The organism is Novosphingobium sp. UBA6272, from assembly GCF_002440635.1.
Taxonomy (GTDB): Bacteria; Pseudomonadota; Alphaproteobacteria; order Sphingomonadales; family Sphingomonadaceae; genus Novosphingobium.
This window is the reverse complement of the sequence record NZ_DJUW01000015.1, coordinates 87,270-109,514: the sequence shown is the minus strand read 5'-3', so window position 1 is coordinate 109,514 and position 22,245 is coordinate 87,270. Positions and strand designations below refer to the sequence as shown.

The 22,245-nt window shown below is 63.1% G+C and carries 24 protein-coding genes; 13 read left to right on the top strand and 11 right to left on the bottom strand.

The annotated features are described in order from the left end of the window. Nucleotides 1-41: 41 nt before the first annotated feature. The 4 genes from gatA to rpsU all read right to left on the bottom strand — a co-directional run bounded on the left by gatA (nt 42) and on the right by rpsU (nt 2,865). Nucleotides 42-1,526 carry an Asp-tRNA(Asn)/Glu-tRNA(Gln) amidotransferase subunit GatA gene (gene gatA / locus B2V17_RS07450; protein ID WP_292996705.1) on the bottom strand — a complete coding sequence of 495 codons (1,485 nt, stop codon included), beginning with the start codon at nt 1,524-1,526 and terminating at the stop codon, nt 42-44. Between the two features lie 130 nt (nt 1,527-1,656). Then, entirely contained in the window at nt 1,657-1,959 is a 303-nt protein-coding gene (gene gatC / locus B2V17_RS07445; protein WP_292996704.1) for an Asp-tRNA(Asn)/Glu-tRNA(Gln) amidotransferase subunit GatC, read from the bottom strand. A 23-nt stretch (nt 1,960-1,982) separates the two neighbouring features. Then, on the bottom strand, nt 1,983-2,561 hold the full coding sequence (locus B2V17_RS07440; RefSeq protein ID WP_292996703.1) for an FKBP-type peptidyl-prolyl cis-trans isomerase: 579 nt from the start codon (nt 2,559-2,561) through the stop codon (nt 1,983-1,985). 97 nt (nt 2,562-2,658) lie between these two features. After that, complete coding sequence (rpsU, locus tag B2V17_RS07435; RefSeq protein ID WP_292996702.1) at nt 2,659-2,865, bottom strand: 30S ribosomal protein S21; 207 nt, start codon at nt 2,863-2,865, stop codon at nt 2,659-2,661. Between the two features lie 226 nt (nt 2,866-3,091). Between rpsU and B2V17_RS07430 the strand changes: the two genes are divergently transcribed. From B2V17_RS07430 to B2V17_RS07400, 7 genes are read left to right on the top strand one after another with little or no spacing between them, the layout of a single operon-like run. Beyond that, nucleotides 3,092-4,594, top strand: coding sequence for a sodium:solute symporter family transporter (locus tag B2V17_RS07430; RefSeq protein WP_292996701.1), 1,503 nt, complete (start codon nt 3,092-3,094; stop codon nt 4,592-4,594). Between the two features lie 10 nt (nt 4,595-4,604). Then, nucleotides 4,605-5,012 carry a fluoride efflux transporter CrcB gene (crcB, locus tag B2V17_RS07425; protein WP_292996700.1) on the top strand — a complete coding sequence of 136 codons (408 nt, stop codon included), beginning with the start codon at nt 4,605-4,607 and terminating at the stop codon, nt 5,010-5,012. Further along, complete coding sequence (locus B2V17_RS07420) at nt 5,009-6,196, top strand: RluA family pseudouridine synthase (protein WP_292996699.1); 1,188 nt, start codon at nt 5,009-5,011, stop codon at nt 6,194-6,196. Before crcB ends, B2V17_RS07420 begins: the two co-directional genes overlap by 4 nt. Next, a complete protein-coding gene (locus B2V17_RS07415) occupies nt 6,196-6,798 on the top strand; it encodes an FMN-binding negative transcriptional regulator (protein WP_292996698.1) in 603 nt (200 codons plus the stop codon). Before B2V17_RS07420 ends, B2V17_RS07415 begins: the two co-directional genes overlap by 1 nt. Next, a complete protein-coding gene (locus B2V17_RS07410) occupies nt 6,795-7,448 on the top strand; it encodes an HAD-IA family hydrolase (RefSeq protein WP_292996697.1) in 654 nt (217 codons plus the stop codon). The genes B2V17_RS07415 and B2V17_RS07410 overlap by 4 nt, the downstream gene beginning before the upstream one ends. Continuing rightward, nucleotides 7,445-7,663, top strand: a complete 219-nt coding sequence (locus B2V17_RS07405; RefSeq protein WP_292996696.1) for a hypothetical protein — start codon at nt 7,445-7,447, stop codon at nt 7,661-7,663. The genes B2V17_RS07410 and B2V17_RS07405 overlap by 4 nt, the downstream gene beginning before the upstream one ends. Then, the gene (locus tag B2V17_RS07400; RefSeq protein ID WP_292996819.1) at nt 7,660-8,358 is read left to right on the top strand and encodes an ATP12 family chaperone protein; all 699 of its coding nucleotides are present in this window, start codon (nt 7,660-7,662) and stop codon (nt 8,356-8,358) included. The genes B2V17_RS07405 and B2V17_RS07400 overlap by 4 nt, the downstream gene beginning before the upstream one ends. Here the strand turns inward: B2V17_RS07400 and B2V17_RS07395 are convergent. Genes B2V17_RS07395 through B2V17_RS07380 form a run of 4 tightly spaced genes read right to left on the bottom strand, consistent with a single transcriptional unit; the run spans nt 8,355 to nt 11,901 of the window. Next, nucleotides 8,355-8,960 carry an ABC-type transport auxiliary lipoprotein family protein gene (locus B2V17_RS07395; protein WP_292996695.1) on the bottom strand — a complete coding sequence of 202 codons (606 nt, stop codon included), beginning with the start codon at nt 8,958-8,960 and terminating at the stop codon, nt 8,355-8,357. The two genes, B2V17_RS07400 and B2V17_RS07395, sit on opposite strands and share 4 nt — an antisense overlap. Next, a complete protein-coding gene (locus tag B2V17_RS07390; RefSeq protein ID WP_292996694.1) occupies nt 8,960-9,925 on the bottom strand; it encodes an MlaD family protein in 966 nt (321 codons plus the stop codon). The genes B2V17_RS07395 and B2V17_RS07390 overlap by 1 nt, the downstream gene beginning before the upstream one ends. Nucleotides 9,926-9,934: 9 nt before the next feature. Further along, nucleotides 9,935-10,783 (bottom strand): ABC transporter ATP-binding protein, encoded by an 849-nt coding sequence (locus tag B2V17_RS07385; RefSeq protein WP_292996693.1) that lies wholly within the window; start codon nt 10,781-10,783, stop codon nt 9,935-9,937. Then, nucleotides 10,780-11,901 carry an MlaE family ABC transporter permease gene (locus B2V17_RS07380; protein ID WP_292996692.1) on the bottom strand — a complete coding sequence of 374 codons (1,122 nt, stop codon included), beginning with the start codon at nt 11,899-11,901 and terminating at the stop codon, nt 10,780-10,782. Before B2V17_RS07380 ends, B2V17_RS07385 begins: the two co-directional genes overlap by 4 nt. A 346-nt stretch (nt 11,902-12,247) precedes the next feature. Here B2V17_RS07380 and B2V17_RS07375 point away from each other — a divergent pair, with 346 nt between their 5' ends. After that, nucleotides 12,248-13,507, top strand: a complete 1,260-nt coding sequence (locus tag B2V17_RS07375) for a tyrosine-type recombinase/integrase (protein WP_292996691.1) — start codon at nt 12,248-12,250, stop codon at nt 13,505-13,507. 16 nt (nt 13,508-13,523) lie between these two features. Here B2V17_RS07375 and B2V17_RS07370 read toward each other — a convergent pair whose 3' ends face one another. The 3 genes from B2V17_RS07370 to B2V17_RS07360 are packed head-to-tail and all read right to left on the bottom strand — an operon-like array spanning nt 13,524 to nt 16,881. Continuing rightward, nucleotides 13,524-15,191: a VRR-NUC domain-containing protein gene (locus tag B2V17_RS07370; RefSeq protein ID WP_292996690.1), complete on the bottom strand. Its 1,668-nt coding sequence runs from the start codon at nt 15,189-15,191 to the stop codon at nt 13,524-13,526. Next, entirely contained in the window at nt 15,188-16,234 is a 1,047-nt protein-coding gene (locus tag B2V17_RS07365; RefSeq protein ID WP_292996689.1) for a nucleotidyl transferase AbiEii/AbiGii toxin family protein, read from the bottom strand. The genes B2V17_RS07370 and B2V17_RS07365 overlap by 4 nt, the downstream gene beginning before the upstream one ends. After that, on the bottom strand, nt 16,231-16,881 hold the full coding sequence (locus B2V17_RS07360; RefSeq protein ID WP_292996688.1) for a DUF6088 family protein: 651 nt from the start codon (nt 16,879-16,881) through the stop codon (nt 16,231-16,233). Before B2V17_RS07360 ends, B2V17_RS07365 begins: the two co-directional genes overlap by 4 nt. A gap of 227 nt (nt 16,882-17,108) precedes the next feature. Between B2V17_RS07360 and B2V17_RS07355 the strand changes: the two genes are divergently transcribed. From B2V17_RS07355 to B2V17_RS07335, 5 genes are all read left to right on the top strand, one after another. Further along, nucleotides 17,109-17,807, top strand: coding sequence for a hypothetical protein (locus tag B2V17_RS07355; protein WP_292996687.1), 699 nt, complete (start codon nt 17,109-17,111; stop codon nt 17,805-17,807). Beyond that, nucleotides 17,804-18,991: a helix-turn-helix domain-containing protein gene (locus B2V17_RS07350; protein ID WP_292996686.1), complete on the top strand. Its 1,188-nt coding sequence runs from the start codon at nt 17,804-17,806 to the stop codon at nt 18,989-18,991. The genes B2V17_RS07355 and B2V17_RS07350 overlap by 4 nt, the downstream gene beginning before the upstream one ends. 66 nt (nt 18,992-19,057) lie before the next feature. Continuing rightward, nucleotides 19,058-20,299 carry a hypothetical protein gene (locus B2V17_RS07345; RefSeq protein ID WP_292996685.1) on the top strand — a complete coding sequence of 414 codons (1,242 nt, stop codon included), beginning with the start codon at nt 19,058-19,060 and terminating at the stop codon, nt 20,297-20,299. A 130-nt stretch (nt 20,300-20,429) separates the two neighbouring features. Then, nucleotides 20,430-21,362: a hypothetical protein gene (locus B2V17_RS07340; protein WP_292996684.1), complete on the top strand. Its 933-nt coding sequence runs from the start codon at nt 20,430-20,432 to the stop codon at nt 21,360-21,362. Continuing rightward, complete coding sequence (locus tag B2V17_RS07335) at nt 21,362-22,240, top strand: hypothetical protein (RefSeq protein ID WP_292996683.1); 879 nt, start codon at nt 21,362-21,364, stop codon at nt 22,238-22,240. The genes B2V17_RS07340 and B2V17_RS07335 overlap by 1 nt, the downstream gene beginning before the upstream one ends. Nucleotides 22,241-22,245: the final 5 nt, after the last annotated feature.

Sequence of the window (22,245 nt, the reverse complement as noted above, 5' to 3'; positions counted from 1 at the left end):
TTCGCCGAGTCGGCGATCGCGATGCGTCTCCAAAGGTTCAGTCACCACCACCGCTCCGGCTTGGCCGAGAAATGCGCTCGCTGCTCGATCACCAGCCCGGCATTCAGCACGCCCTGCTCATCGAACGGACGACCGACGATCTGCAAGCCCAGCGGCAGCCCTTCGCGGTTCAGCCCAGCCGGAACCGACATCGCCGGCAAGCCGGCCAGCGAAGCCGGTACCGCAAACACATCGTTGAGGTACATCGCCAGCGGATCGTCGCTCTTTTCGCCGAGGCCGAAGGCGGCAGTCGGAGCGGTCGGGGCCAGGATCACGTCGCATTCGGTAAACGCGTTCTTGTAATCGTGGCTGATCAGCGTGCGGACCTTCTGCGCCTGGGTGTAATAGGCGTCATAGAAGCCGGCGCTGAGCACATAGGTGCCGATCAAGATCCGGCGCTTGACCTCTGGCCCGAACCCGGCAGCGCGGGTGGCGGCGTACATGTCCTGCAGGCCGGCCCCATCGGGCAGATCGCGCAGGCCATAGCGGACCCCGTCATAGCGGGCGAGGTTGCTTGAGGCTTCGGCCGGCGCGATGATGTAATAGGCCGGCAGTGCATATTTGGTGTGCGGCAGGCTGATTTCGACGATCTCGGCCCCGGCATCCTTCAGCCAGGCGATCCCCTGATCCCAGCTGGCGGCGACATCGGCGTCCATTCCGTCCATCCGGTATTCGCGCGGAATGCCGACCTTCTTGCCCTTCATGTCGGCGCTGAGCCCGGCTTCCCAGGCGGGCACCGGCAGATCGAGGCTGGTCGCATCCTTGGGATCGAACCCGGCCATCGCCTCCAGCATGATCGCGCAATCGCGCACGTCGCGCGCCATCGGCCCAGCCTGATCGAGGCTGGAGGCGAAGGCGACGATGCCCCAGCGGCTGCAGCGGCCGTATGTCGGCTTGATCCCGGAAATGCCGGTGAAGGCGGCCGGCTGGCGGATCGAGCCGCCGGTGTCGGTCCCGGTCGCGGCCGGTGCGAGCCGCGCGGAAACGGCTGCGGAGCTGCCGCCCGAGCTGCCGCCCGGGGCCATCGCCGCATTGCCGCCATCGTTGCGGCGCCAGGGGCTGATCACGTTGCCGAAGTAGCTGGTCTCGTTCGACGAGCCCATCGCGAACTGATCGAGGTTGAGCTTGCCCAGCATCCCCGCCCCGGCATCCCACAGCTTCTGGGAAACGGTGCTTTCGTATTCGGGCACGAAGCCTTCGAGGATATGGCTGGCCGCGGTGGTCTGCACGCCCTTGGTGGCGAACAGGTCCTTCATCCCGATCGGCACGCCGCCCATCTTGCCGAGCGGCTGGCCCGCTGCGCGCCGGGCGTCGGTGGCCTGAGCGGCCTCGATCGCGCGTTCCGGGGTGGTGACGATGAAGGCATTGAGCGCAGCCGCGGCGGCGACATTGGCGTTGAACGCCTCGGCCACTTCGACGGCGGTGAAGTCTCCGGCGGCGACCCCGTCGCGGATCGCGGCGACGCCCAGATTGGTGAGATCAGTCATGCTTTCTCCCCTCCCGCAGGCGGGAGGGGTTGGGGGTGGGCCTTGCGGCCCAGCGAGACCTGCGGCCTCGCGCCCACCCCTAGCCCCTCCCGCCTGCGGGAGGGGGACTTGAAGGAAGCCTGCGTCATCATCACTCAATCACCTTGGGCACGCCGAAGAACCCGTCCTGGCGGGCCGGGGCATTGGCCAGAACGCCTTCGCGATTGTCTCCGCCGGTCAGCGGATCGGCATTGATCACGTCATCGCGCAGCCGCAGCTGGTTTTCGATCACCGCGGTCATCGGTTCGATCCCGGTGACATCGACTTCGCCCAGCTGTTCGACCCAGGCCAGAATCCCGTTGAGTTCGGGCACCATCGCTTCCAACTCGGCCTCGCTCACCTTGATGCGGGCCAGCGCGGCGATTTTGGCCACCGTGGCAGTATCGACCGACATTGTATCAATTCACCTCGATTGGATTATTCGGGCTTGGCCGGGGCTTCCCCGCTGGCATCCTTGGGCATGCCGCCCGGAGGAACGCCGGTGCCGCTCTTCTTGCCGCCCTTTTCGGCGGCAGCAGCGGCTTCCATCGCCTTCATCTGTTCGGCCTGCATTTCCGCTTCGGCCTGGGCGCGGCCCTGAACCTTGATCAGTTCGATTTCGAAATTGAGATCGGTGTTCGGGGCGATGCCGGGCGCGCCTTCCTTGCCATAGGCCTTGGCCGCCGGGATCATCACCTTGTACTTGCCGCCCGGCTTCATCTGCTCAAGCGCCTCGACAAAGCCCGGAATGATGCCCTGCATCGGCAGCTTGGCGCCCTGGCCTTCGTCGAACACTTTACCGTCGGGCAGCGTGCCCTTGTAGTTGATCGTCACGACATCGGTTTCGGTCGGCGAGGCGCCGGCGCCTTCCTTGACCACTTCGACATCGACGCTGGGGGGCAGGCTGGACCAGACGACCGCGCCGGCGGCAAGCGCGGCGGCGGCAACGCCCAGCCAGAGCTTGGTCAGCGCGCCCTTGGCAATCGGCTGGAGCGGTATGCGAGTGATTTCGGTCATCGGGATTCCCTGTCTGGTAGAAATGCAAAAGGGCGCGGAAGCCTTCCGCGCCCTCATGGCTTATCGCAAGCCGAGGTTCAAGCTTGCAGACCGCGTTTTACTTGACGCCGTCACGCTCCATCCGCTTGCGCTCCATCTTGCGGGCGCGGCGCACGGCGGCAGCCTTTTCACGGGCGCGCTTTTCGCTGGGCTTTTCATAGTGGCGACGCAGCTTCATTTCGCGATAGACGCCTTCACGCTGCAGCTTCTTCTTGAGCGCGCGCAGGGCCTGCTCCACATTGTTATCGCGAACCATGATTTGCATAAATTAAGCCACCTCACATGCAAAAGGCCAGAACCCCGCTGTTGTCCGTTGCGGGGGAGCACCTTTTAATCCGAAAACCGAAAGTGCGCCGAATCCCTTGGGACACGGCTCGAACCGGCGGGCGGCTAGCAGAGTCGCGCACCCAAGGCAAGTAGGCAATGGCCAAGTCCGGGCCAATTGCCTCCCCCGTCGATCTGTGGTGAGTGGCTAGCCGAAAGGGGGCCGCTTGCACACCAGTTTCACCACGATCGATTGGGCCGTGCTGGGCCTCTATGTGTTGTTGCTGGCCGCAGCTGGCTGGCTGACCACGCGGCGGGGCATGAAGAGCGAGGACTATTTCCTGGCCGGGCACCACGCCCCGACCTGGCTGGTCGCGGTCTCGGTGCTGTCGACCGTGCAGTCGGCGGCGACATTTCTGGGAGTGCCGGACAACAGCTATCGCGGCGATTACACCTATATCGGCGGGGTACTGGCGGCACTGATCGCGGCCTGGATCGTCGCCAATGTGCTGATCCCGCGGTTCTACGCGCTGCGCGTGACCACGGTCTACGAACTGCTCGAAGCCCGATTCGACGCCCGCGCTCGCCGCGCGGCGGCGGCGATGTATCTGGTCGGGCGGATCTTCGCCAGCGGGGCGCGGCTCTATCTGGCGGCGATCGCGGTCTCGATGATCCTGTTCCTTGACGTGACGCCCCAGCACATCGCGTTTGCCGCGTTCGGGCTGCTGATCTTCGGGCTGGTCTTTACCTTCATGGGCGGGCTCGAATCGGTGATCTGGAGCGATCTGGTCCAGGTAGTGCTCTATGTCGGGGCAGCGCTGCTGGTCGCCTGGCACCTGTGGAGCGGGCTCGACATGACCCTGGGCGAGGCCATGACCGCGCTGGGCCCCAAGCTGTCGCCGGTGAACCCGACCCTTGATCTTTCCGCGCCCTGGGGGCTGTTCGCGGTGCTGAGCGGCGTGATGCTGCTCAACCTCGCCAGTTCCGGACTCGATCAGGACATCACCCAGCGGCTGCTGGCCTGCGAGGACGCGAAGAAGGGCGCTCGCTCACTCTACGCCTCGGTCTGGATGAGCCTGCCGGTGATCCTGCTGTTTCTGGTGATCGGTTCACTGCTCTATCTGCATTACCAGGGCGCGGCGGCGGGATCGTTCCGGGGCGAGAAGGTGACCGTGTTCATGCATTACATCCTGACCGAGATCCCGCCCGGGCTGCGCGGACTGGTCACCGTGGGGGTAATCGCGGCGGCAGCGATCAATTCGGGGCTGATCTCGATGTCGGCGGTGCTGGTCGGCGATCTCTATCGGCCCTTTGCAGGGGATAAGAGCGAGGCGCACTTCGTCCGGATGGGCCGGATCGCCAGCCTGGTGCTGGGCCTCGCGCTGTTCGCCATGGCGATCCTCTCGTACTATTGGCAGCGCTATGCCGACTCCGCGCTGCTCGACTTCGTGCTGGGGGTGATGGCTTTCGCCTATTCCGGGTTGATCGGGGTTTACGGCGTGGCGCTGTTCACCCGCCGCGGCAATTCCGCCAGCGTGATCGCCGCTTTCGCCGCTGGGTTCCTGACCGTGCTGGCCTTCCAGCCCTATGTGATCGACAGCCTGGCCCTGCCCGCTGCGCTGAAAGCCGTGGCCTTCCCCTGGCAACTGGTGCTGGGCAGCGCGGTCGCGGCGCTGGTCTGCCTGATCCCGGCTGGCAAGGGAGTGGCGCCCGCAGGCATCAGCCGCTAAGGCGCGAACCATGACGACCGGTTCCTTCTTTCAACATTCCGCCCTGGTCGCGCTTGGCGGCGCGGTCGGAGCCTGGCTGCGTTATCTGACGGGGCTGGTCTGGCTGCGCGCGATCGGCCCGGTCGCCGCCACGGCATTCCCCTGGGCGACGCTGAGCGTCAATCTGCTGGGCAGTCTGGCGATGGGCCTGCTGGCCGGCTGGCTGGCGCGGCACGGGCATGATGGGGAGCAGTGGCGCCTGCTGCTCGGCGTTGGCGTGCTGGGGGGCTTCACCACCTTCTCTGCCTTCAGCCTGGAACTGGTAAATCTGGCCCAGCGCGGCAGTCTGACCGGCGCGGCACTTTACGGCGCGCTGTCGCTGGCCGGCGGGATCGCAGGGCTGATCGCCGGATTGGCTCTGGCAAGGAATTTCGCATGACATCGCGCGGCATCATACCGGCGGATACCGTCCGCCAATTCACCGTCGCTGCCGACGATGACGGCGTCCGGCTCGATCGCTGGTTCAAGCGCCACCTGCCGCAGGTCGGCTTTGCCACGGTCAGCCGCTGGGCCCGCACCGGGCAGATCCGGATCGACGGCAAGCGCGCCGACGTGGCCGACCGGCTCAGCACCGGCCAGGTCGTCCGCGTGCCGCCCGGCGGCGACACCCCGGAGAACCAGGTCAAGACCCGCAAGCCGCTGACAGCGGAGCAACTGACGCTGGCAGAATCGATGGTCATTTCGAAAGACCGCGCCGCGATCGTGCTCAACAAGCCGCCGGGTCTGGCGACCCAGGGCGGCAGCGGCACCTTCCAGCATGTCGACGGACTGCTCGATGCCTATGCTGACGAGGGCCCGCGCCCGCGGCTGGTCCATCGGCTGGACAAGGATACCTCGGGTGTCCTGCTGATTGCCCGCACCCCGGGCAGCGCGGCTTACTTTTCGAAGCGCTTCTCCGGCCGCTCGGCCCGCAAGATCTATTGGGCGCTGGTAATCGGGGTGCCCGATATCGACGACGGGATGATCGACCTGCCGCTGGCCAAGCAGCCCGGCAGCGGCGGCGAAAAGATGATGGTCGACAAAAGCGGTGAAGGCCAACCCGCGCGCAGCCGCTACCGGGTGATCGACCGCGCCGGCAACCGCGCCGCCTGGGTCGAGCTGCAACCGCTGACCGGGCGCACGCACCAGCTGCGCGTTCACATGACGGCGATCGGCCATCCGATCGTCGGCGACGGCAAGTACGGCGGGCCCGAGGCCTTCCTTTCAGGCAGCATCAGCCGCAAGATGCACCTCCACGCCCGCCGCCTGATCATCGACCATCCCGATGGCGACCTGATCGATGTCCGCGCTGACCTGCCCGAGCACTTCGCCGCCAGCCTTGAGCAGCTGGGCTTTGACGAAGCCGACGGCGATGCGCTGGAAGTGGTGCTGGCCAAGCCCGAACCGGACCGCGAGGTCAAGAAGGCCATCGCCAAGGCCCATGCCAAGCAGGTCCGCAAGGAACGCCGGGGCGAGCGCCGTGGCCGCGCTACCGGTGCCACCCCGACCCGCAAGCCCTCGACCAAGCGCGGCCCGACCAAGGGCAAGGGCAGCGCAAAGCCGGCCACACCGAAGAAGCGCTGATGCATCCCAATCCCGCGTTCCGCAGCGACGACCGCGCCCTGCTTGAAGCGCTGATCGAAGAGATCGGCTTCGGCATGGTCTTTGCCACAACGCCCGAAGGGCCGCGGGTGGCGCATACGCCGTTGCTTTCGACCGGGGACGGCGCGGTGCAGTTCCATATCTCGCGCGGGAATGCGCTGAGCAAGTTCCTCGACGGAATGACCGCACTGGCTCTGGTCAACGGCCCCGACGGCTATGTCTCGCCGCGCTGGTATGCCGACACCACCCGGGTCCCGACCTGGAATTATGTCGCGCTCGAACTCGAAGGGCGAGTCCGGCGGATGGATGCCGATGGGCTACTGGCCTTTCTCGATGCGCTCGGCGACCGGCATGAAGGCGGGATCACCGAAGGCACCTTCTGGAAGATCGACAAGGTGCCCGAGGCAAAGCTGCGCGGGCTGCTGGCCGGGATCGTCGGGTTCGAACTGGAAGTGCAGGCCTGGCGGCCGACCTTGAAGCTCAGCCAGAACGCTCCGGCCGATGAGCGCGAGCGGGTGATCGCCGGGCTCGAAGCGCAGGGCAGCTTCGGCATCGCCCGGCTGATGCGGGACCTGGCGGAATGACCCTGCGGCTGGCGATCTTCGATTGCGACGGGACGCTGGTCGATGGCCAGGCCGGGGTGGTCAATGCGATGGAAGCGGCCTTTGCCGGGCTCGGGCTGGCTCCGCCCGACAAGCACACGGTGCGCCGCGCGGTTGGGCTGAGCCTGCCCCAGGCGATCCGCCTGCTCGCCCCCGATGCTGCCGAACAGACCCGCACGGCGCTGGATGCCGCCTACCGCGACGCCTTTCGCAGCGCGCGCGAATCCGGCTCGCTGGTCGAACCACTTTACGATGGGATCGCCGAACTGGTCCGAGGCCTGTCAGCTGCCGGATGGCTGCTGGGGGTCGCCACCGGCAAGAGCCAGCGCGGGCTTGAGCATTGCCTCAATATCCATGGTCTGGCCGCCCATTTCTGCACGCTCCAGACCGCTGACAATCACCCGTCGAAGCCGCATCCCTCGATGATCGAGACCGCGCTGGCCGAATCCGGCGGCGATCGCGCCGCAACGGTGATGATCGGCGATACCCAGTACGACATGGCCATGGCGGTCAACGCCGGGGTGCGCGCAATCGGGGTCGACTGGGGCTATCACACCGCGCAGGAACTGCGCGAAGCCGGGGCCGAGGCGGTCGCCCGCGATCCGGCCCATCTGATGGAGTTATTGGGATGAACCAAGCAGACGAAGCCCTCGCCAAGAAGCGGTTCATGGCGATTTCGCTGATCCGCCTGAGTGGCGCCGTGTTCATGACGCTGGGGTTGTTGGTCCTCGGCGGCAAAGTGGACCTGCCCCAGGCCGCTGGCTTGGCCTTTGTGGTGATCGGCTTGATCGACCTGTTGGTCGCACCGGTCTTCCTCTCACGCCGGTGGAAATCGCCCCGGCCATGAAGCGGTTCTACAAGCAAGTTGCCGTCGCGACCGAGGCGGCGGGCTGGCGGGTCACGCTCGACGGGCGCGGGGTCAAGACCCAGGGCGGATCGCCGCAGGTCGTTCCCAGTGAGGCGCTGGCAATGGCGCTGGCAGCGGAATGGGCGGCGCAGGGCGAGGAGATCGATCCCGCCGGCTTCCTGCTGCGCGACATGGCCGACTATGCGATCGACGTGATCCCGCCGGACCGGGCGGCCGCGATCGCGGGCGTGCTGCGCTATGCCGAAACCGATACGCTGTGCTATCGCGCCGATCCCGACGAGCCGCTCTATCCGCGCCAGCGCGCGGTGTGGGAGCCGCTGCTACTGGCGGCCGAAGCCCGCTGGCAGGTGCGCTTCGTTCGGGTTTCGGGGATCATCCACCGCGCACAGCCGGTGGATACGCTGAGCCGGATCGAAGACATACTGGCGGCGCATGATGATTTCGCGCTGGCTGCGCTCAACACCCTGGCCAGCCTCTCCGCCTCGCTGGTAATCGCGCTGGCTGCGACCGAGCCCGGGGCCGATATCACCGCACTGTGGAACGCGGCCGAGCTGGAGGCCGACTGGCAGGTCGAGCAATGGGGCGAGGACTATGAAGCCACCGCCCGGCGCGAACGGCGCCTTGCCACCTTTGTCGCTGCGGCACGGTTTGCCGCGCTGTCAGCTGCGACCTAGGCCCCCATCCACGCCGCGACCTGGGCCGCGACGTCGTTTGCGGCCTTGTTGAGCGCCGGGCCGACGGCGACCGGATCGGGGGTTACGCCGGGAACCACGCTTTCGAACCGCTTGGTCTGAACATCGCCCTTGGGACCTGTCCGGATCGCATCATAGCGGACCACGACCGAACCGGTCCGAGCATCGTAACCCATCGCGATCAGACGGCCCGCCAGCCGCTCTCCGCCGACCGGCACCGTCGCCTGGCTGTCTTCCAGCACCAGCCGCCCGCCCTTGGCGCGCAGGGTTTCGGCGAGCAGAGCTCGGAACAGCCGCGCCGGCTTTTCCACCCACAGCGCATTCTGGAGATAGGCGATATTGGCGTCGTCGACCTGGACCGGGACCCGCAGCGCGGCCAGCGCCTGATCGGTTTCCGGTTCCATCACCATCAAGGCCTCGGCCGCGCTGGCACTGGCGGTGCTGCCGGCCGGGGCGCTGACCGCTGGCGTCAGCGTCAGCAAGGTGGCCGGGACCTTGCCCCCGCCGCCCAGGCTGACACAGGCCGAAAGTGCCAGCGGCAGGGCGGCGATCGCGCCGATGCGCAGCAGGTTGCGGAGCATCATCAGTTCCCCCGTGGCTTGTAATCGGGCAGCTTCTGGCCACCCAGCAAGGATCCGGCGCCGCCGCTGTTGACCTTCTCGGTCAGGTCGCGCAGCGACTTGGTGGTGGCGCGCAGATCGCGGATCGCGGCTTCGGCCTGCGGCAAGGTGTTGGCCTTGAGCTCGCGCGCGGCCGGCCGGGTATCGCCGATCAGTCCGTTGAGATTGTCGGCGGCGACTTCGATCGATTTGAGCGACTGGCGAAACTGCGCCAGCATCTGCCGGGTTTCGCCGTTGAGCACGTCGTTGGTGGTGCCCGCCACCTGCTCGAACCCGACCAGCGCCTTGCGCGCATCGGCGAGGGTCAGCTGCAGTTCGGCCAGGGTGGCGCGCATCTGCGGGGTGGTGTCGGCCAGCCCGGCGCTGGCGCGGTTGGTATTGGCCAGAATCCCGTCGATCGCAGCCAGATTCTTGTCAGAGAAGACCAGGCTCAGCCGCTCGGTCAGGGTTGCCAGCCGTTCGAGCAGGACCGGCGCGGAATTGAGCAGTTCGCCCAGCCCGCCGCGCTTGGTCGGGATCACCGGCACACCTTCGGGGCAGGCCCCGGCCTGTTCGCCCTTGCAGGTCAGTTCGGGTGCGTCCTTGTTCGCCCCTTCGAGCTGGATGTTGGACACCCCGGTAAAGCTTCCCTGCATCGTCGCGGTAGTGCCGACCCGGATCGGCGTGCCCTTTTCGACCGCGATCCGAACCCGGACGAAGCCCGGGTCCTTGGTCCACAGTTCGATTTCGGTGACCTGCCCGACCGCGACGCCCTGGAACGAGACCGCCGAACCCTTCGACAGGCCATCGACCGATTGCTTGAAAAAGATGTCGAACTCCCGCTTGTTGCCCTCGTTGAGCCGCGCGATCCACACGATCACCGCCAGGATCAGCGCCAGCAGGCCCAGCGTGACCGCCCCCACCCAGACATGTTTGGCCTTGGTTTCCATCGCCTGCGCTTATGCCCCCCTGCCCGCCGGATTGTCCATCGCCTTGACCCGGTCTTGTGCTGCCTGTGCCGCCCGGCCGCGCGGGCCGTTGAAATATTCCTGGATCCACGGGTGATCGAGCTGGAGCAGGTTCGCGATCGTATCAACCGCGATCACCCGCTTGTCGGCCAGCACCGCGACCCGGTCGCAGATTTCGTGCAGCGTATCGAGATCGTGCGTGATCAGGAACACCGTGTGCCCCAGCGTCTCCTGCAATTCGCGGGTCAGCTTGTCGAAAGCGGCCGCGCCGATCGGGTCGAGCCCGGCGGTCGGCTCGTCGAGGAACAAAAGTTCGGGATCCATCGCCAGCGCGCGGGCCAGCCCTGCGCGCTTTTTCATCCCGCCCGACAGTTCGGACGGAAACTTGTCAGCGGCTTCTTCCGGCAGGCCCGACAGCATCACTTTGTAACGAGCGATCTCGCGCCGCAGTTCCGGCGATATCTCCGGATAGAACTCTTTCAGCGGAACCTCGATGTTCTCGGCCACGGTCAGGGTCGAGAACAACGCCCCGCCCTGGAACAGCACGCCCCAGCGGCTGCGGATGTCGATATCGTCATCGGCATGAGCCCCGGCGATCTCCTCGCCCAGCACCTCGATCCGCCCTTCGGAAGGTTCCTGCAACCCGATGATCGAGCGCATCAGCACCGATTTGCCGGTGCCCGATCCGCCGACCACGCCGATGATCTCGCCGCGCCGGACCTTGAGGTCGAGGTTCTCGTGAATCACATGCTCGCCGAAGGCATTCTTCAGCCCCTCGACGATGATCGGATAGTCGCCGGTATAATGCGGCGTCCGTTCGAACTGGCCGGATTCGCTCATCCCCAGCCCACTTCGGTGAAGAACACCGCGAAGAAGGCATCGAGCACGATCACCGCGAAGATCGCCTGGACGACCGCCATGGTGGTCTTGATCCCGACCTGCTCGGAATTTCCTGAAACCTGCATGCCCTGATAGCAGCCCGCCATCGCGACGATCAGGCCGAACACCGGCCCCTTGATCAGCCCGACCCACAGATCGTGGTCCGGCACCACTTCCTGGATCCGGCTGAGGAAGGTCATGAACGGAATATCGAGCGAATACATCGAGATGAACGCCCCACCGAAGATCGCCAGGATCGAGGCGTAAAAGCCCAGCACCATCAGCATGAAGGTTGCGGCCAATATCCGCGGCACGACCAGCGCCTCCATCGGCGATACCCCGATCGTGCGCATCGCATCGATTTCCTCGGTCAGCTTCATCGTCCCGATCTGCGCGGCGAAGGACGAGCCCGAGCGGCCCGCGACCATGATCGCGGTCATCAGCACACCCAGTTCGCGAAACGAAAGCCGCCCGGTGAGGTTGATCGTGTAGATCTCCGCCCCGAACTGCTCGAGCTGGACCGCGCCCTGCTGGGCGATCACGATCCCGACCAGAAAGCTCATCAATCCGACGATCGGCAGGGCCTGGACCCCGACCAGGTCAAGCTGGCGGACCAGCGAGGTCCAGCGCATTCGCCCCGGATGGCGGATCAGCGTGCCCAGCGCAGTCAGCAATTCGCCCAAAAAGCCAAGGAATCCTGCAATCCCCTTGCCATAGCCGATCACGAAATTTCCGGTTCTTTCGGCCAAGCCCTCAGGCGAAAGCAACTCCGCCTCGCGCTCGTCCTCGTCCTCTTCCTCCAGTTCGGAGCGGTGGACCGCAGCGATCAGGCGCTGGGCCTTGTCGCTGGCCCCGACGATATCGGCCCCGGTATCGCGGGCAAAACGCCAGACTGTCCAGGCGCCGACCGTATCGACTTCGCCCACCGCGCTCATGTCGATTTGCGCCAGCGAGCCGTCGAAGCCGCGCCATTCGGTGTCGATCCGCCCGATCGAGGATACCACCAGCGTCCCGCTCAGCCGCGCGGTGCGGGCGCCGTCTTCGCCTTCGGCAATCGTGAATTCGGCCCATTCGCGCATCACGGGCTGTCTGCGGGAAAAATGCGGCTACGGCAAGGCGGGGCAGATTGGGTTCACGCAGAGGCGCAGAGAAGAAGTAGAGGCGCAGAAAGGTTGCGCCTGCGGCGAAGCCGCTTTCCAATCCTGGAGGGGTGACAGAGGCAAAATGCCGGATTACATCCGCCAAGAGCACCCCAGAGCGCGCTACTGAACTCTATCTCTATGAATGCAGGCCAAAATTCCGGATAGGAACTACGCCAGAGCACCCCGTTTGTGGCCGGTCATTTCTTCCCGCCCGCTTACATTGTGCGTACATTGCCAAGGACTCCGGCTTGTGTAAGCAAAATGTCCGAAAGGACAAGCCGGCATGGCCAAGCTCACCAAGACTGCAATCGACGCGCTCGCGATCCCTGCGAAGGGACAGGCTTTCCTGTGGGATTCAGAGCTGCGTGGATTTGGCGTCCGCGTCATCCCGTCAGGTCTCAAGGCCTTCGTTGTCCAATACCGGAACGAGGAAGGGCGCAGCCGCAGGATCGTGATCGGACGGTATGGCGTGCTCACCGTGGAGCAGGCGCGCAAGCAGGCGATCCTGAAGTTGGCGGCGGTCGTCGGCGGTGCCGACCCGGCCGAGGAGCGGGCGCAATCCAGGGCGGCCATCACCATCCGCGAAGTCTGCAACTGGTATCTTGAGAACGCTGAAGCCGGGATGATCCTCGGGCGCAAGCACAGGCCGATCAAGGCTTCTACGCTGGCCATGGATCGCAGCCGGATCGAAACCCACATTGTCCCGCTGATCGGCGCTCGGCAGGTCCGTGCCTTGCGCATCGCCGACATCGAGAAGATGCAGATGGACATCGTTGCAGGGAAGACTGCCAAGCCGCGGAAGGAAGGCGGGCGCGGGGGCAAGGCTGCCGGTGGTCCCGGCGTTGCCGGTCGCGCTGTCTCAACGCTGCAAAGCCTTCTGTCCCACGCGCTTCGCTATGACATCGTCGAGAACAATCCCGCGGCGGGCGTTCGCAAGATCGCCGGCAAGCCACGCACGCGTCGGCTCAGCGCGACTGAAATCCGCGCCCTTGGCGAAGCGATGGAAATCGCCGAGCGGAACGAAGAGAACCCGACGGGCCTTGCCGCAGTGCGAGCCTTGCTCCTGACCGGCTATCGCATCTCCGAGGTCATAGGGATGGAGCGGTCCTGGCTCCATGCCGACCGCGGATATGTCCACTTCCCCGACACCAAGACCGACGGGCAAGTGCGCCCAATCGGTCAGGCAGCGATCCGGTTGCTCAAGGCGCTGCCTGAGAAGCGCGGCCTATCGCTGTTTTTCCCATCGGACTTTGTAGACCGGCCATATTCGGGCGTTCCTGAAACCCTGCGTGCCTTGTGCGCAATCGCAGGGATCAAGGGCGTCACGCCGCATGTGCTGCGGCACACCTTCGGCAGCGTCGCCGGCGACATGGGCTTTTCGGAACTGACCATCAAAGCGCTGCTCGGCCATGGCGCGCGGGGCTCGACGCAGAATTACGTCCACATCGATGAAGCTCTACGTTTGGCCGTTGAGCGCGTTTCGTCGAAAATTGATCAGCTGCTCAGGCGCGAAACCGCTGTCATCCTGGACTGGGCCGCCTGATGTTGAAGTCGGGTAGCTAGGCTGGCCGGACTTCTGCGAGACCTACCCTCAGACCAAGCGGGACGAGGACGGTCGAGATGAGCCGCGCCTGGCTTGCGTGCATCGAGTCGCCGGGTGCCTTGACCTCGACAAAGCGGACTTCATCATCTCGCCAAAGCGTCAGGTCCGGCCATCCAGCGCGAAGGTCATAAGAAGCCGCCGCGAACAGCTCGGCAATCGGGCGCAGACCTGAACCACCCAGACAATTGAACAGCCCAACTACGTGATCGCGTTGCACCTGCGGGTAGAACCTTGGAGTGTCGCCGGCGCTTGCAGCGATGACCGCCCAATTGCGCTCGATCTGCTCCGGTGAAGCCTGCTCGATCGCTGCAAGAAGTTCGCTGTGCTCAAATCGATCCTCGGGGAAGGCCACGTTCTTGGCGTAGAGCGCTTCGATAAAGGTGTCGGCATGGCGGACCGGCAGCGCCTTGAACGATGCGGCCTTGATCAAAGTCAGAATGAGGCCGCCCTCGGCGGCACAACCGTGCCAGCCATCGGCTTGGTAGTGGTCCAGGACAGCTAACTCGACCGGCTTGTAGGCATCCGACCGATGGAAACGCCAGTCCTTCCCGCCGCCGTCCAACTGAACCACTTCGTGCTCGATGCCAAATCGCTGTGCCTGCTTTTCGAAGCGGCTGCTCTTCATGATGGAAGGCTTGGAACCCTTCGGCGATTTCGGTTGCTGGAGCTTTGCCAATTTCCTGGCCACTCCGACCTGAGGATCGAGCGTCAGCGCTTGGTCGTAGGCATTAATCGCGGCCTCCAGCTCCCCGGCCTGTTCGTGCATCTCTCCTCGAATTCGTAGTGCTCGCGCCTGCCTCCAGGCTTCGCCAGAAGCCAAGGCAACATCGAGCCCAGCGAAGAGGGCGGCACGCAGGTCCGGTGAAGGATTTTGGTCCAGCGACCCTGCAACCGAACGAATGACATCGATGTCGCCGATTGCGATCCTGCTGCGCTGCCACCCTTCGCGGTCGAGCATTTCGCCATCGAAGCCGTATCCTACGCGCTCATCGTCCTGACCGACCAGGACGACACTCCGGTTGGCAGAATCGATCTCGTAGGAACTGGTCCAACCGGTCTCCTGCATCCAACTCGCGATCTCTTGCCCCACCTCGAGATCGAACAGAAAATGGCGATTGCTGTCAGGGCTACCGGGGGCATGGGCGGTCTGGCAGATTGCGAAACGGCCATCGCTTGAAATCCCGCTGGATCCCAGGTTCGCCGAAAACTCGCGCTCGAGGAGCTTTTGTCCGTCGGCACGGAAGGCGCAAAGGCGGCCATTCAATCCATCACCGAACATCCAATCGCTGAGGATGAACGTGCCGTTGTCGGCAACATGACCATCCTGCGGTCGCTCGAGACGACCCGTAGCCGATGTCGCGCCACCATCGCCCAACAGAGTCCATGTCCCATGTCCCTCATACCGATGACCGCCAGTTGTGCCCTCGGGGTTTCTGTCCAGCCAAATGAGGTGAAACCTGCTATTTGACGATGCGGCGTGGGGGCCAAAGAAGTCGAGTGCAGGGATCCTTACCAGGCCATGGGAAAAGGGTTTGATTTCCAGCGGACTGGCGAACCCTAGCTGCGCAGGCGTCTTGTCACTCGGACCATCGCCGCCGAACAAGCGCTGGAGGAACCGCTTCATGCGGCCGCGTTCAAAGAATTTTGCAATTCGGCAATCGTCTCGACGACCGCATCAAAGGGCGGCGGCTCGCCGAATATCATGGTGCTCATGGCGCGATAGTCCTGGCGCAAGACATCCGTCATCCCTCCTTCCGGGCACAAGGCAAATGTCGGGGCCTGCGCGGTGGCCAGATCGAAGTCCGGGCGATTGAAGAACATGCGGGCATGGGCGACGCAGTCTTCACCAAGCGCGCGGTTTGCCAGGGCCGCTTGGCCGATCTCCGATTGGAGCAGGCGGAACAGGTCGTAATAGTGGCGAGAAATGCGCTGACCGTCGCCCCGCAGCTGCCCTCGGATTTCGAACCACCGCCTCAGGCCATGCAGGATGACGACCTTGTCCCAGAAGGTCCGTTCGGCATCGGCAACTGTAATACCCGGGACGGCGAGGTCGAGGTCGACGGCGTCAGCGTCGACATAGGGCACGATGGTTCGGACCGAATTGGGATCGAGCGCCGACTTTGCACCCGACTCAATCTTCACCGACTTGGCGATGTAGGCGTCCTCGGGCGTGATGCTGGGATAAACTAGGAGCAAGGTCTGGGCATCCCGGGCGTCGGCCTCGACCCGAATTGACTGCGCTTCGAGGCCTGCGCGCGCGCAGGTATCGGCGCAGATTTGCGCGAGGCCCGCACTCATTGGTCCGTTGATATGGGTTTCGCAGGCATCCTTGATTGCATCGAGCGCGGCCTCCCGCTTCTTGCGGCTCAGCGCAGCCAATTCCGCGATGGTCGCCGGAACGCCAAGATCATCGCGGAAGACCGTAACGTCGATGTCTTCGGAGAACCGCTCGATCAGCCCGAACCCCTTCGACAGCGAAGTTCCGCCTTTGAACAGCAGCCGGGGTCCGTCCTCGATCCCGTTGAACAGCGCATCGAGGGTCCAGCAGACCCAGAAATCCTTTTCGACGTTCTGTGGGGTCGTGCCGAGGCGTTGCGCAGTCGCCGTATAGAGCCCCGTGCGGGTGGTCGTGTTTGCGCGCAGCACTTCGTCGAAGGCGAGGTTCATTCGCCGGACGCTTCCGAGATGAGCGGACGGAGCAGCTCCTGCATCCATGCCGGGAGTGTTGGCAGCCCCTCGGCAAGGTCAGCGCGCAAAGCTGCGCCGTGGGTGGGATTGCCGAGAAGGACCGCAAGGCGCTGCCGCCATTGTCCCGTGTCGTCTGTCGACATTGTGTCACGCAGCCAGTGCAGCGCCTGGACGATCCTCATGGCCGGGCGTCCCGCCCAATAGAGTTTGCTTGCCGCGGTCATTTTGAACTCGATGGTGAGATTACCCAGCTTGATCGACTTGGGCCGCGCTTCGCTGTGCACCACGATCTTCGCCGGTACGGCATTGGTGAAGCCGAGATCGTTGGCGGCCGTCATTCCGTCGACCAGGACGCGGATCTGATCACGCCGCGCGACGGCGTCGATGACCGCGCGTGGATCGGCGGCATTGTTTTGGTGGGTCAGGCTGTTGAACTGCGGTTTGTCATAAAGTCCGCGATCGATCCGGCGCAGTTCGCCCCATTTGACCAAACGCTGGAGGGTCTTGTCGACCGCATCACGACCGGCGAGGTCGAGGAAGTCGGCCGGTGTCCAGACAGTGTTCGCCGCCGCTCGGCTTACGCGGTCGAGAATTTGCGCTTTCAGTCCGGGCGGGATTTTGTCCATGTCCGAAATATGTAGCATAACTTCGGACACGATCCAAATCGCCTTTGTCCGAAAAATGTAGACGGATTTCGGACCTGCCACATCGTGGATCTAAGTTTGGGAGAGAGGGACCAGCGCAGCGTTATCACCTCGCACTGGTAACCCTGCCGGATCATGCCTTGCGCCACGTCCGAGCAGTTGACACGAAACTCTTTAACGATTAAACGAATTTGTGCTTCGCAGGAAAAATGACCAAGGGCCAGATTCGCATGGACGCTTATGAACGCCTTCGGGCAACGGCAATCACCATGATTGTCCGGGACACGCCGGCCCAGTTCTGGATCGACCTGCGCGAATTGTCGAAGATCACCTATGCTGATGTGTTCGCAGATGTAGCAACCGACCGCAACGTCCTGCCGGATCAGAAGATCGATGACCTGCTCCAGCGACGGCATTTTCGCATGGAAAAGCTCTTGATCGATCTCGCCGCCAAGTACGGCATGTCGCATTCGATGAGCTTGATCGTGCAGAACAATCGCCGCCATGCCTATGTCTTCAAGGACGAGGTCGCCATGACCCAGTCCTACGTCCAGGCTATCGGCTCGATGCCGCAGCCCGCCAAGTTCCGCGAACGCCTCGCCAATGCAATGGATCTGCCGCGCCTTGATCTCGGTGACGAACCCGACGGGGCATTCATCATGCCGAACGTCTATGGCGTCATCGCCCACAATCCGGTTGGCCGACGATTCAATGCGGACGAGCAGAAGCTTGGGACGATCCAGCTCTGCGTGCCGGCACGCGATTTCAAAGCTTGGGCAGTCGAATTGAGCATCACCGAGATTCTTGCGGCTTATCCTGAAGCGCCCAAGAAGAGTGCGCCGAAGCGTTCGCTGCGCTGGAAAAAGCCCAAGGATGATGAAGGTACCGGAACGGACGGCCAAAAATGAGCATCATCGCCCAGGGATTCGTGGGTGCGCGTCTGACCGAGGCGCGCAAGGCGCGGGGAATCAGCGCAACCGACCTCGCTGATATGGTCGGCGTTAGCGTACAGTCGATCTCCAAATATGAGAATGACAGGCAGAGTCCCAAGCTGGACGTCGTTCACAACCTCGCCGCCACCCTCAAGTTTCCACACGACTATTTCCTGCGGCCTGCGCCGGAACGCGACGAGCGGCCGATCTTTTGGCGCGCTCGGCTATCAGCGCCGCCGCTTGCGCGCGACCGGGCTGAAGTGCGTCTGGAATGGATGAAGGAACTCGTCGATTATCTGGCCTCCTTTTTCGAGCTTCCTGCTCTGAACATTCCGACAATCGAATTTTCTGAAGAGAGTTTTGGCAGCTTCGATTTCGTTGAGCGGGTGGCTAAAGAAATCCGCGAGTTCTGGGACATTCGTCCTGGCCCAATGCCGGACACGGTCGAGCTTTTGGAAAACAATGGCATTCTCGTATCCCGGATTCACGTGCGCGCAGACAAACTCGACGCCTTTTCGCAATGGTCCGATCGCTTCGGAATTCCTTTCGTCGTCCTCTCGCGTGACAAGGCTAGTGCCTGCCGTCAGCGTTTCGACGTGCTCCATGAACTGGTTCACATCGTTTGCCATGCCAACATCCCGCAGCGGCGGCTGAATGACCGTGCCTTCTACAAGGCGGTCGAAAAGCAGGCCGATCAAATCGCATCCGCCATGCTTCTGCCGGAGGCTGATTTCACGGGCGAGCTATATGCACCGTCGCTGGACGGCTTCCTGACGCTGAAGGAGCGCTGGGGTGCTTCTGTCGGTGCCATGATCATGCGCAGCAAACAGCTGGATCTTATCGACGACGACGATGCTCGCCGTCTTTGGATCAACTACAATCGCAGGGGATGGAGAACCGGCGAGCCGTTGGACGGCAAGCTCGAAGTCGAGGAACCCCAGCTCATCCGCCGCAGTTTTGAAATGCTGATGGAAGAAGGGGTGCAATCGGCGAGCCAAATTCTAAAAGCTCTGCCACTTCCCGTCGCCGACCTCGAAGAGCTGGCGGACCTGGAACCAGGCGCACTTTCAGGAATCAGTGAGCGTAGGGCGGCACCGGTCCTGAAGGATGAGTTCAGGCAGCAGTCCAACGTGGTGTCGATCTTCGGTGACAAGGTCTGAACGGCCCAGGAAGCTTGACCCAAATGGGGGAGCACCTTTGCGACGTTATGGAATCAGGACCAGCCCGTGGCACAAACTGTATTCTGGTCCTGGCAAAGTGACCAACCGTCCCGCGAGACCAGAAGCCTGATTCGTGACGCACTGATCGCGGCGCTGGACCGCATCGCGGTCGACCTGGAGGAGGCTGATCGACCGGAGATCGATCACGACACCAAAGACATGCCCGGTTCGCCAGATATCGTGGCGTCGATCCTGGCAAAGATCGAGGCGGCAGCGGTCTTCATCGCTGACGTCACTCCAATTGCTGTAACTGATGGCGGAAAGCACGTCGCTAACCCGAATGTATTGATCGAGCTTGGCTACGCCAAACGCGCCCTGGGAACCGAGCGCGTTATCACGGTGTGGAATACGGCACTGACAGGTGCCAAGCCCGAGGACCTGCCCTTCGACATGCGGCATCGCCGCGGCCCGGTCGCGTTCCACTTGCCAATCGGTGCGCCCACTGTCGAGCTACGCAAGGTGCGCACTGATGTTTCGTCTGAACTCGAACGGCGTATCCGTGCGTCGCTTCAGGCTGCAGGCCAAGCTGCAATCGAGCGCAACGACTGGAAAGATTCAGAGCCTGATATTCCGGGCATCTGGAAAGACGGAGGCACCCCGTTACCCGTAAACCTTGGTTACGGCGAAGGCGCCAAAATTCGACCCGAGGGGGCGCCGTTCGGATTCGCAAGGCTTCTTCCAACGGTTTGGGTCTGCGCGGACAATTGGGCAGCAATCATTGATAGCCCGACGGGCCATCCTCTTCCACTCGGTCGCTGCAGCGGTATGGACTACGGTTCTACGACCGGCGGCTTCCTCATTTTTCGTTCAAGCGAGACTGTTCGGGAAAGCGGCGTGACGCCGACCGCAACCCGCTGGTTCAAGGACACCGGTGAACTTTGGGGTGTTGCCTCGAGTTTCTTCAACAGCGGCAGCGCGAAGTCGGTGTTCGCAACACAATATGCGATTCAGCGATGGTCTGGCTGGATCGCCGGCAATGCTCGCGTCGCTATGGCCCTTGGCGGAAAAGGACCATGGCGCTTTCGGTTGGGTGCAGAAGGTCTATCCGAGACAAGTTGGCCGAATCGCTTTGGAAGCGACGGCGGCGCGTTCGCCCTCGAAGGCAGGGTCGAACGAGAAATCGAACTTGCCGAGATCAACGAGGACACGGTGGCCGCCGCGGTTCGAGAGGTCTTCAATGCGATGGCCGAAGCCTACGGGCTGCCGCCATTGACAATCGAGCAGTTCAGAATTGCCGCTGGACAATAGCCCAACAACTCGATTGGATCCGCACTTCCGGCTTGAATTTATTGCGGGACAGCGGATGGTCCTTTGATATTCGCTGCGCAGGGAGAGCCGCTTGTCATCGTTATTTGCTAATGCCGTCGCTTCGATCCGCATGGGCGTCGAAGACTTTCAGCAGCAGGACCATGATCGCGACATTTCGGCTGTGCGGAATTTTTATGCCGGCGTGCTGCTGCTTGCCAAGGAAGCACTGGTTCGTGCCGCACCAGGGGCGGACCCCAACGTCGTCATCGGTGCGAAGCTCAAGCCGATTCCCGATGGTCGGGGCGGCATTGCAATGGAGCAGATCGGCCACACCACGGTTGATTTTCAGCAGATCGGCGATCGCGCCCGCGACTTCGGCATTGCGATCGACCACAGCGCCCTCAAGAGCCTCAACAAGATCCGCAACGATATGGAGCATCACTATACGTCCGAGTCCGCGGCAGCCATTCGCGCCGCGATCAGCAAGGGCTTCCCGGTCGTGGCTTCACTCTTCCGTCAGTTGGATGAGGACCCGCTGGCGCTGCTTGGCAATGCCTGGACAGTCATGCTGGAGACGAAGGATCTCTACGATCAGGAATTGCAGGCAGCCCGGAAGACACTGGCGGACGTGGCCTGGCACTCGCCCTCGGTTGCTGGCGCAGGGCTGCGATGCCCGAGTTGTCAGTCAGAACTTATTGAGCAGGTCGATGGAGATAATGAGGCGCAAGATTGCATCGAGTTTCGATGCCGCACCTGCGGCGCCAAGCCGGAAGCAGGCGATGTCATCGAACAAGCACTCGACGACCTCTACGCTTCCAGCGCCTATGTTCGGTACAAGGAGGCAATGGAGGACGGTCCTCTCTACCAGTGCCCGGCTTGCGACAGGCATACCTTGGTTGAGGGAGAGGATTGCTGTGCAAATTGCAGCGAGCCACTCGACTATCGATCCGAATGCTTCCGGTGCGGCACCGGGATCGGCATTCAGGACTATCTGGACGGGCTGGACGAGGGGCTCTGTTCCTACTGCGCCTATGTCGCCCAAAAGGTGATGCGGGAAGATTGATGCCAAATCCAGATCCGATCCAAGCTGTAAACCCATGGTCTGGCGCCCTCTTCGAATGGAAGGCGCAATCAACCTGGATCGGACGAACGGCAAAATGGCTGGAGCCGCGACTGACTGCGGATGCTTGCACCATTTTGGCTACGCCGAGCACGACAATCGATGCCATTGATGATTCAGCATGGGTAGACAGAGTCTGCTCAGTGGTTGGCGAGGATGCCGAACAACTGACGGAAAATCTGGCGGCCGCGATCGAAGAAGCCCGGATAGTCGCCTATCACGGTTGCAGACCTGTCGACGCGGGAGTGTTCCACGCTGAGGGCATCAAGTGCAATGATCCGGTCGTTCTTGCTGAACATGCCCGCGGCCTAGTTGCCGATTTGCCCGGCCTTGCGATGCTTCGCCCCCAAATCGAAGCACGCCTGGCTGCATTTGATGATCGAGATCGGGACGCTGGTCAGGTCTACCTCATCGCCGACGACAGGTTACTTCCCAATGGATGCGGGCACTATCTTCTCTACGGTAGTGAATGGCTTCAAGTTCTACTTGGCTGGGAAGCACATGCCGCCCTCAGAATGCATGGCGCGCCGACGATCATCGAAGTGCATCTCCCGTTGAGCGCAATCGCGCCTGAAACCCGCAAGGAACTTGCCTGGTGCCTGCTTCGTGAATGGAGCCGTCAGATGGCGACCAGGGATAACCTTGTTCCAGAACTCGATTTTTCTTTTGTATTGCGCCGTGACATTCCACCTGAATGGATCGCAGGACATACCCACCCAAGCGCGATCACAGACCCGTTCTATAGCAAGATCGTTCGACAAAACCCTTTTCGAACCTGTCCGCACTGCGACGACCCGGTCTTGACCGGATCTCTGGTATAACAGGG

Bases quoted from the DNA above. Each gene is read 5' to 3' on its own strand.
- gatA (WP_292996705.1), bottom strand. From the start codon at position 1,526: ATGACTGATCTCACCAATCTGGGCGTCGCCGCGATCCGCGACGGGGTC.
- gatC (WP_292996704.1), bottom strand. From the start codon at position 1,959: ATGTCGGTCGATACTGCCACGGTGGCCAAAATCGCCGCGCTGGCCCGC.
- B2V17_RS07440 (WP_292996703.1), bottom strand. From the start codon at position 2,561: ATGACCGAAATCACTCGCATACCGCTCCAGCCGATTGCCAAGGGCGCG.
- rpsU (WP_292996702.1), bottom strand. From the start codon at position 2,865: ATGCAAATCATGGTTCGCGATAACAATGTGGAGCAGGCCCTGCGCGCG.
- crcB (WP_292996700.1), top strand. From the start codon at position 4,605: ATGACGACCGGTTCCTTCTTTCAACATTCCGCCCTGGTCGCGCTTGGC.
- B2V17_RS07420 (WP_292996699.1), top strand. From the start codon at position 5,009: ATGACATCGCGCGGCATCATACCGGCGGATACCGTCCGCCAATTCACC.
- B2V17_RS07415 (WP_292996698.1), top strand. From the start codon at position 6,196: ATGCATCCCAATCCCGCGTTCCGCAGCGACGACCGCGCCCTGCTTGAA.
- B2V17_RS07410 (WP_292996697.1), top strand. From the start codon at position 6,795: ATGACCCTGCGGCTGGCGATCTTCGATTGCGACGGGACGCTGGTCGAT.
- B2V17_RS07405 (WP_292996696.1), top strand. From the start codon at position 7,445: ATGAACCAAGCAGACGAAGCCCTCGCCAAGAAGCGGTTCATGGCGATT.
- B2V17_RS07400 (WP_292996819.1), top strand. From the start codon at position 7,660: ATGAAGCGGTTCTACAAGCAAGTTGCCGTCGCGACCGAGGCGGCGGGC.
- B2V17_RS07395 (WP_292996695.1), bottom strand. From the start codon at position 8,960: ATGATGCTCCGCAACCTGCTGCGCATCGGCGCGATCGCCGCCCTGCCG.
- B2V17_RS07390 (WP_292996694.1), bottom strand. From the start codon at position 9,925: ATGGAAACCAAGGCCAAACATGTCTGGGTGGGGGCGGTCACGCTGGGC.
- B2V17_RS07385 (WP_292996693.1), bottom strand. From the start codon at position 10,783: ATGAGCGAATCCGGCCAGTTCGAACGGACGCCGCATTATACCGGCGAC.
- B2V17_RS07380 (WP_292996692.1), bottom strand. From the start codon at position 11,901: ATGCGCGAATGGGCCGAATTCACGATTGCCGAAGGCGAAGACGGCGCC.
- B2V17_RS07375 (WP_292996691.1), top strand. From the start codon at position 12,248: ATGGCCAAGCTCACCAAGACTGCAATCGACGCGCTCGCGATCCCTGCG.
- B2V17_RS07370 (WP_292996690.1), bottom strand. From the start codon at position 15,191: ATGAAGCGGTTCCTCCAGCGCTTGTTCGGCGGCGATGGTCCGAGTGAC.
- B2V17_RS07365 (WP_292996689.1), bottom strand. From the start codon at position 16,234: ATGAACCTCGCCTTCGACGAAGTGCTGCGCGCAAACACGACCACCCGC.
- B2V17_RS07360 (WP_292996688.1), bottom strand. From the start codon at position 16,881: ATGGACAAAATCCCGCCCGGACTGAAAGCGCAAATTCTCGACCGCGTA.
- B2V17_RS07355 (WP_292996687.1), top strand. From the start codon at position 17,109: ATGACCAAGGGCCAGATTCGCATGGACGCTTATGAACGCCTTCGGGCA.
- B2V17_RS07350 (WP_292996686.1), top strand. From the start codon at position 17,804: ATGAGCATCATCGCCCAGGGATTCGTGGGTGCGCGTCTGACCGAGGCG.
- B2V17_RS07340 (WP_292996684.1), top strand. From the start codon at position 20,430: ATGGGCGTCGAAGACTTTCAGCAGCAGGACCATGATCGCGACATTTCG.
- B2V17_RS07335 (WP_292996683.1), top strand. From the start codon at position 21,362: ATGCCAAATCCAGATCCGATCCAAGCTGTAAACCCATGGTCTGGCGCC.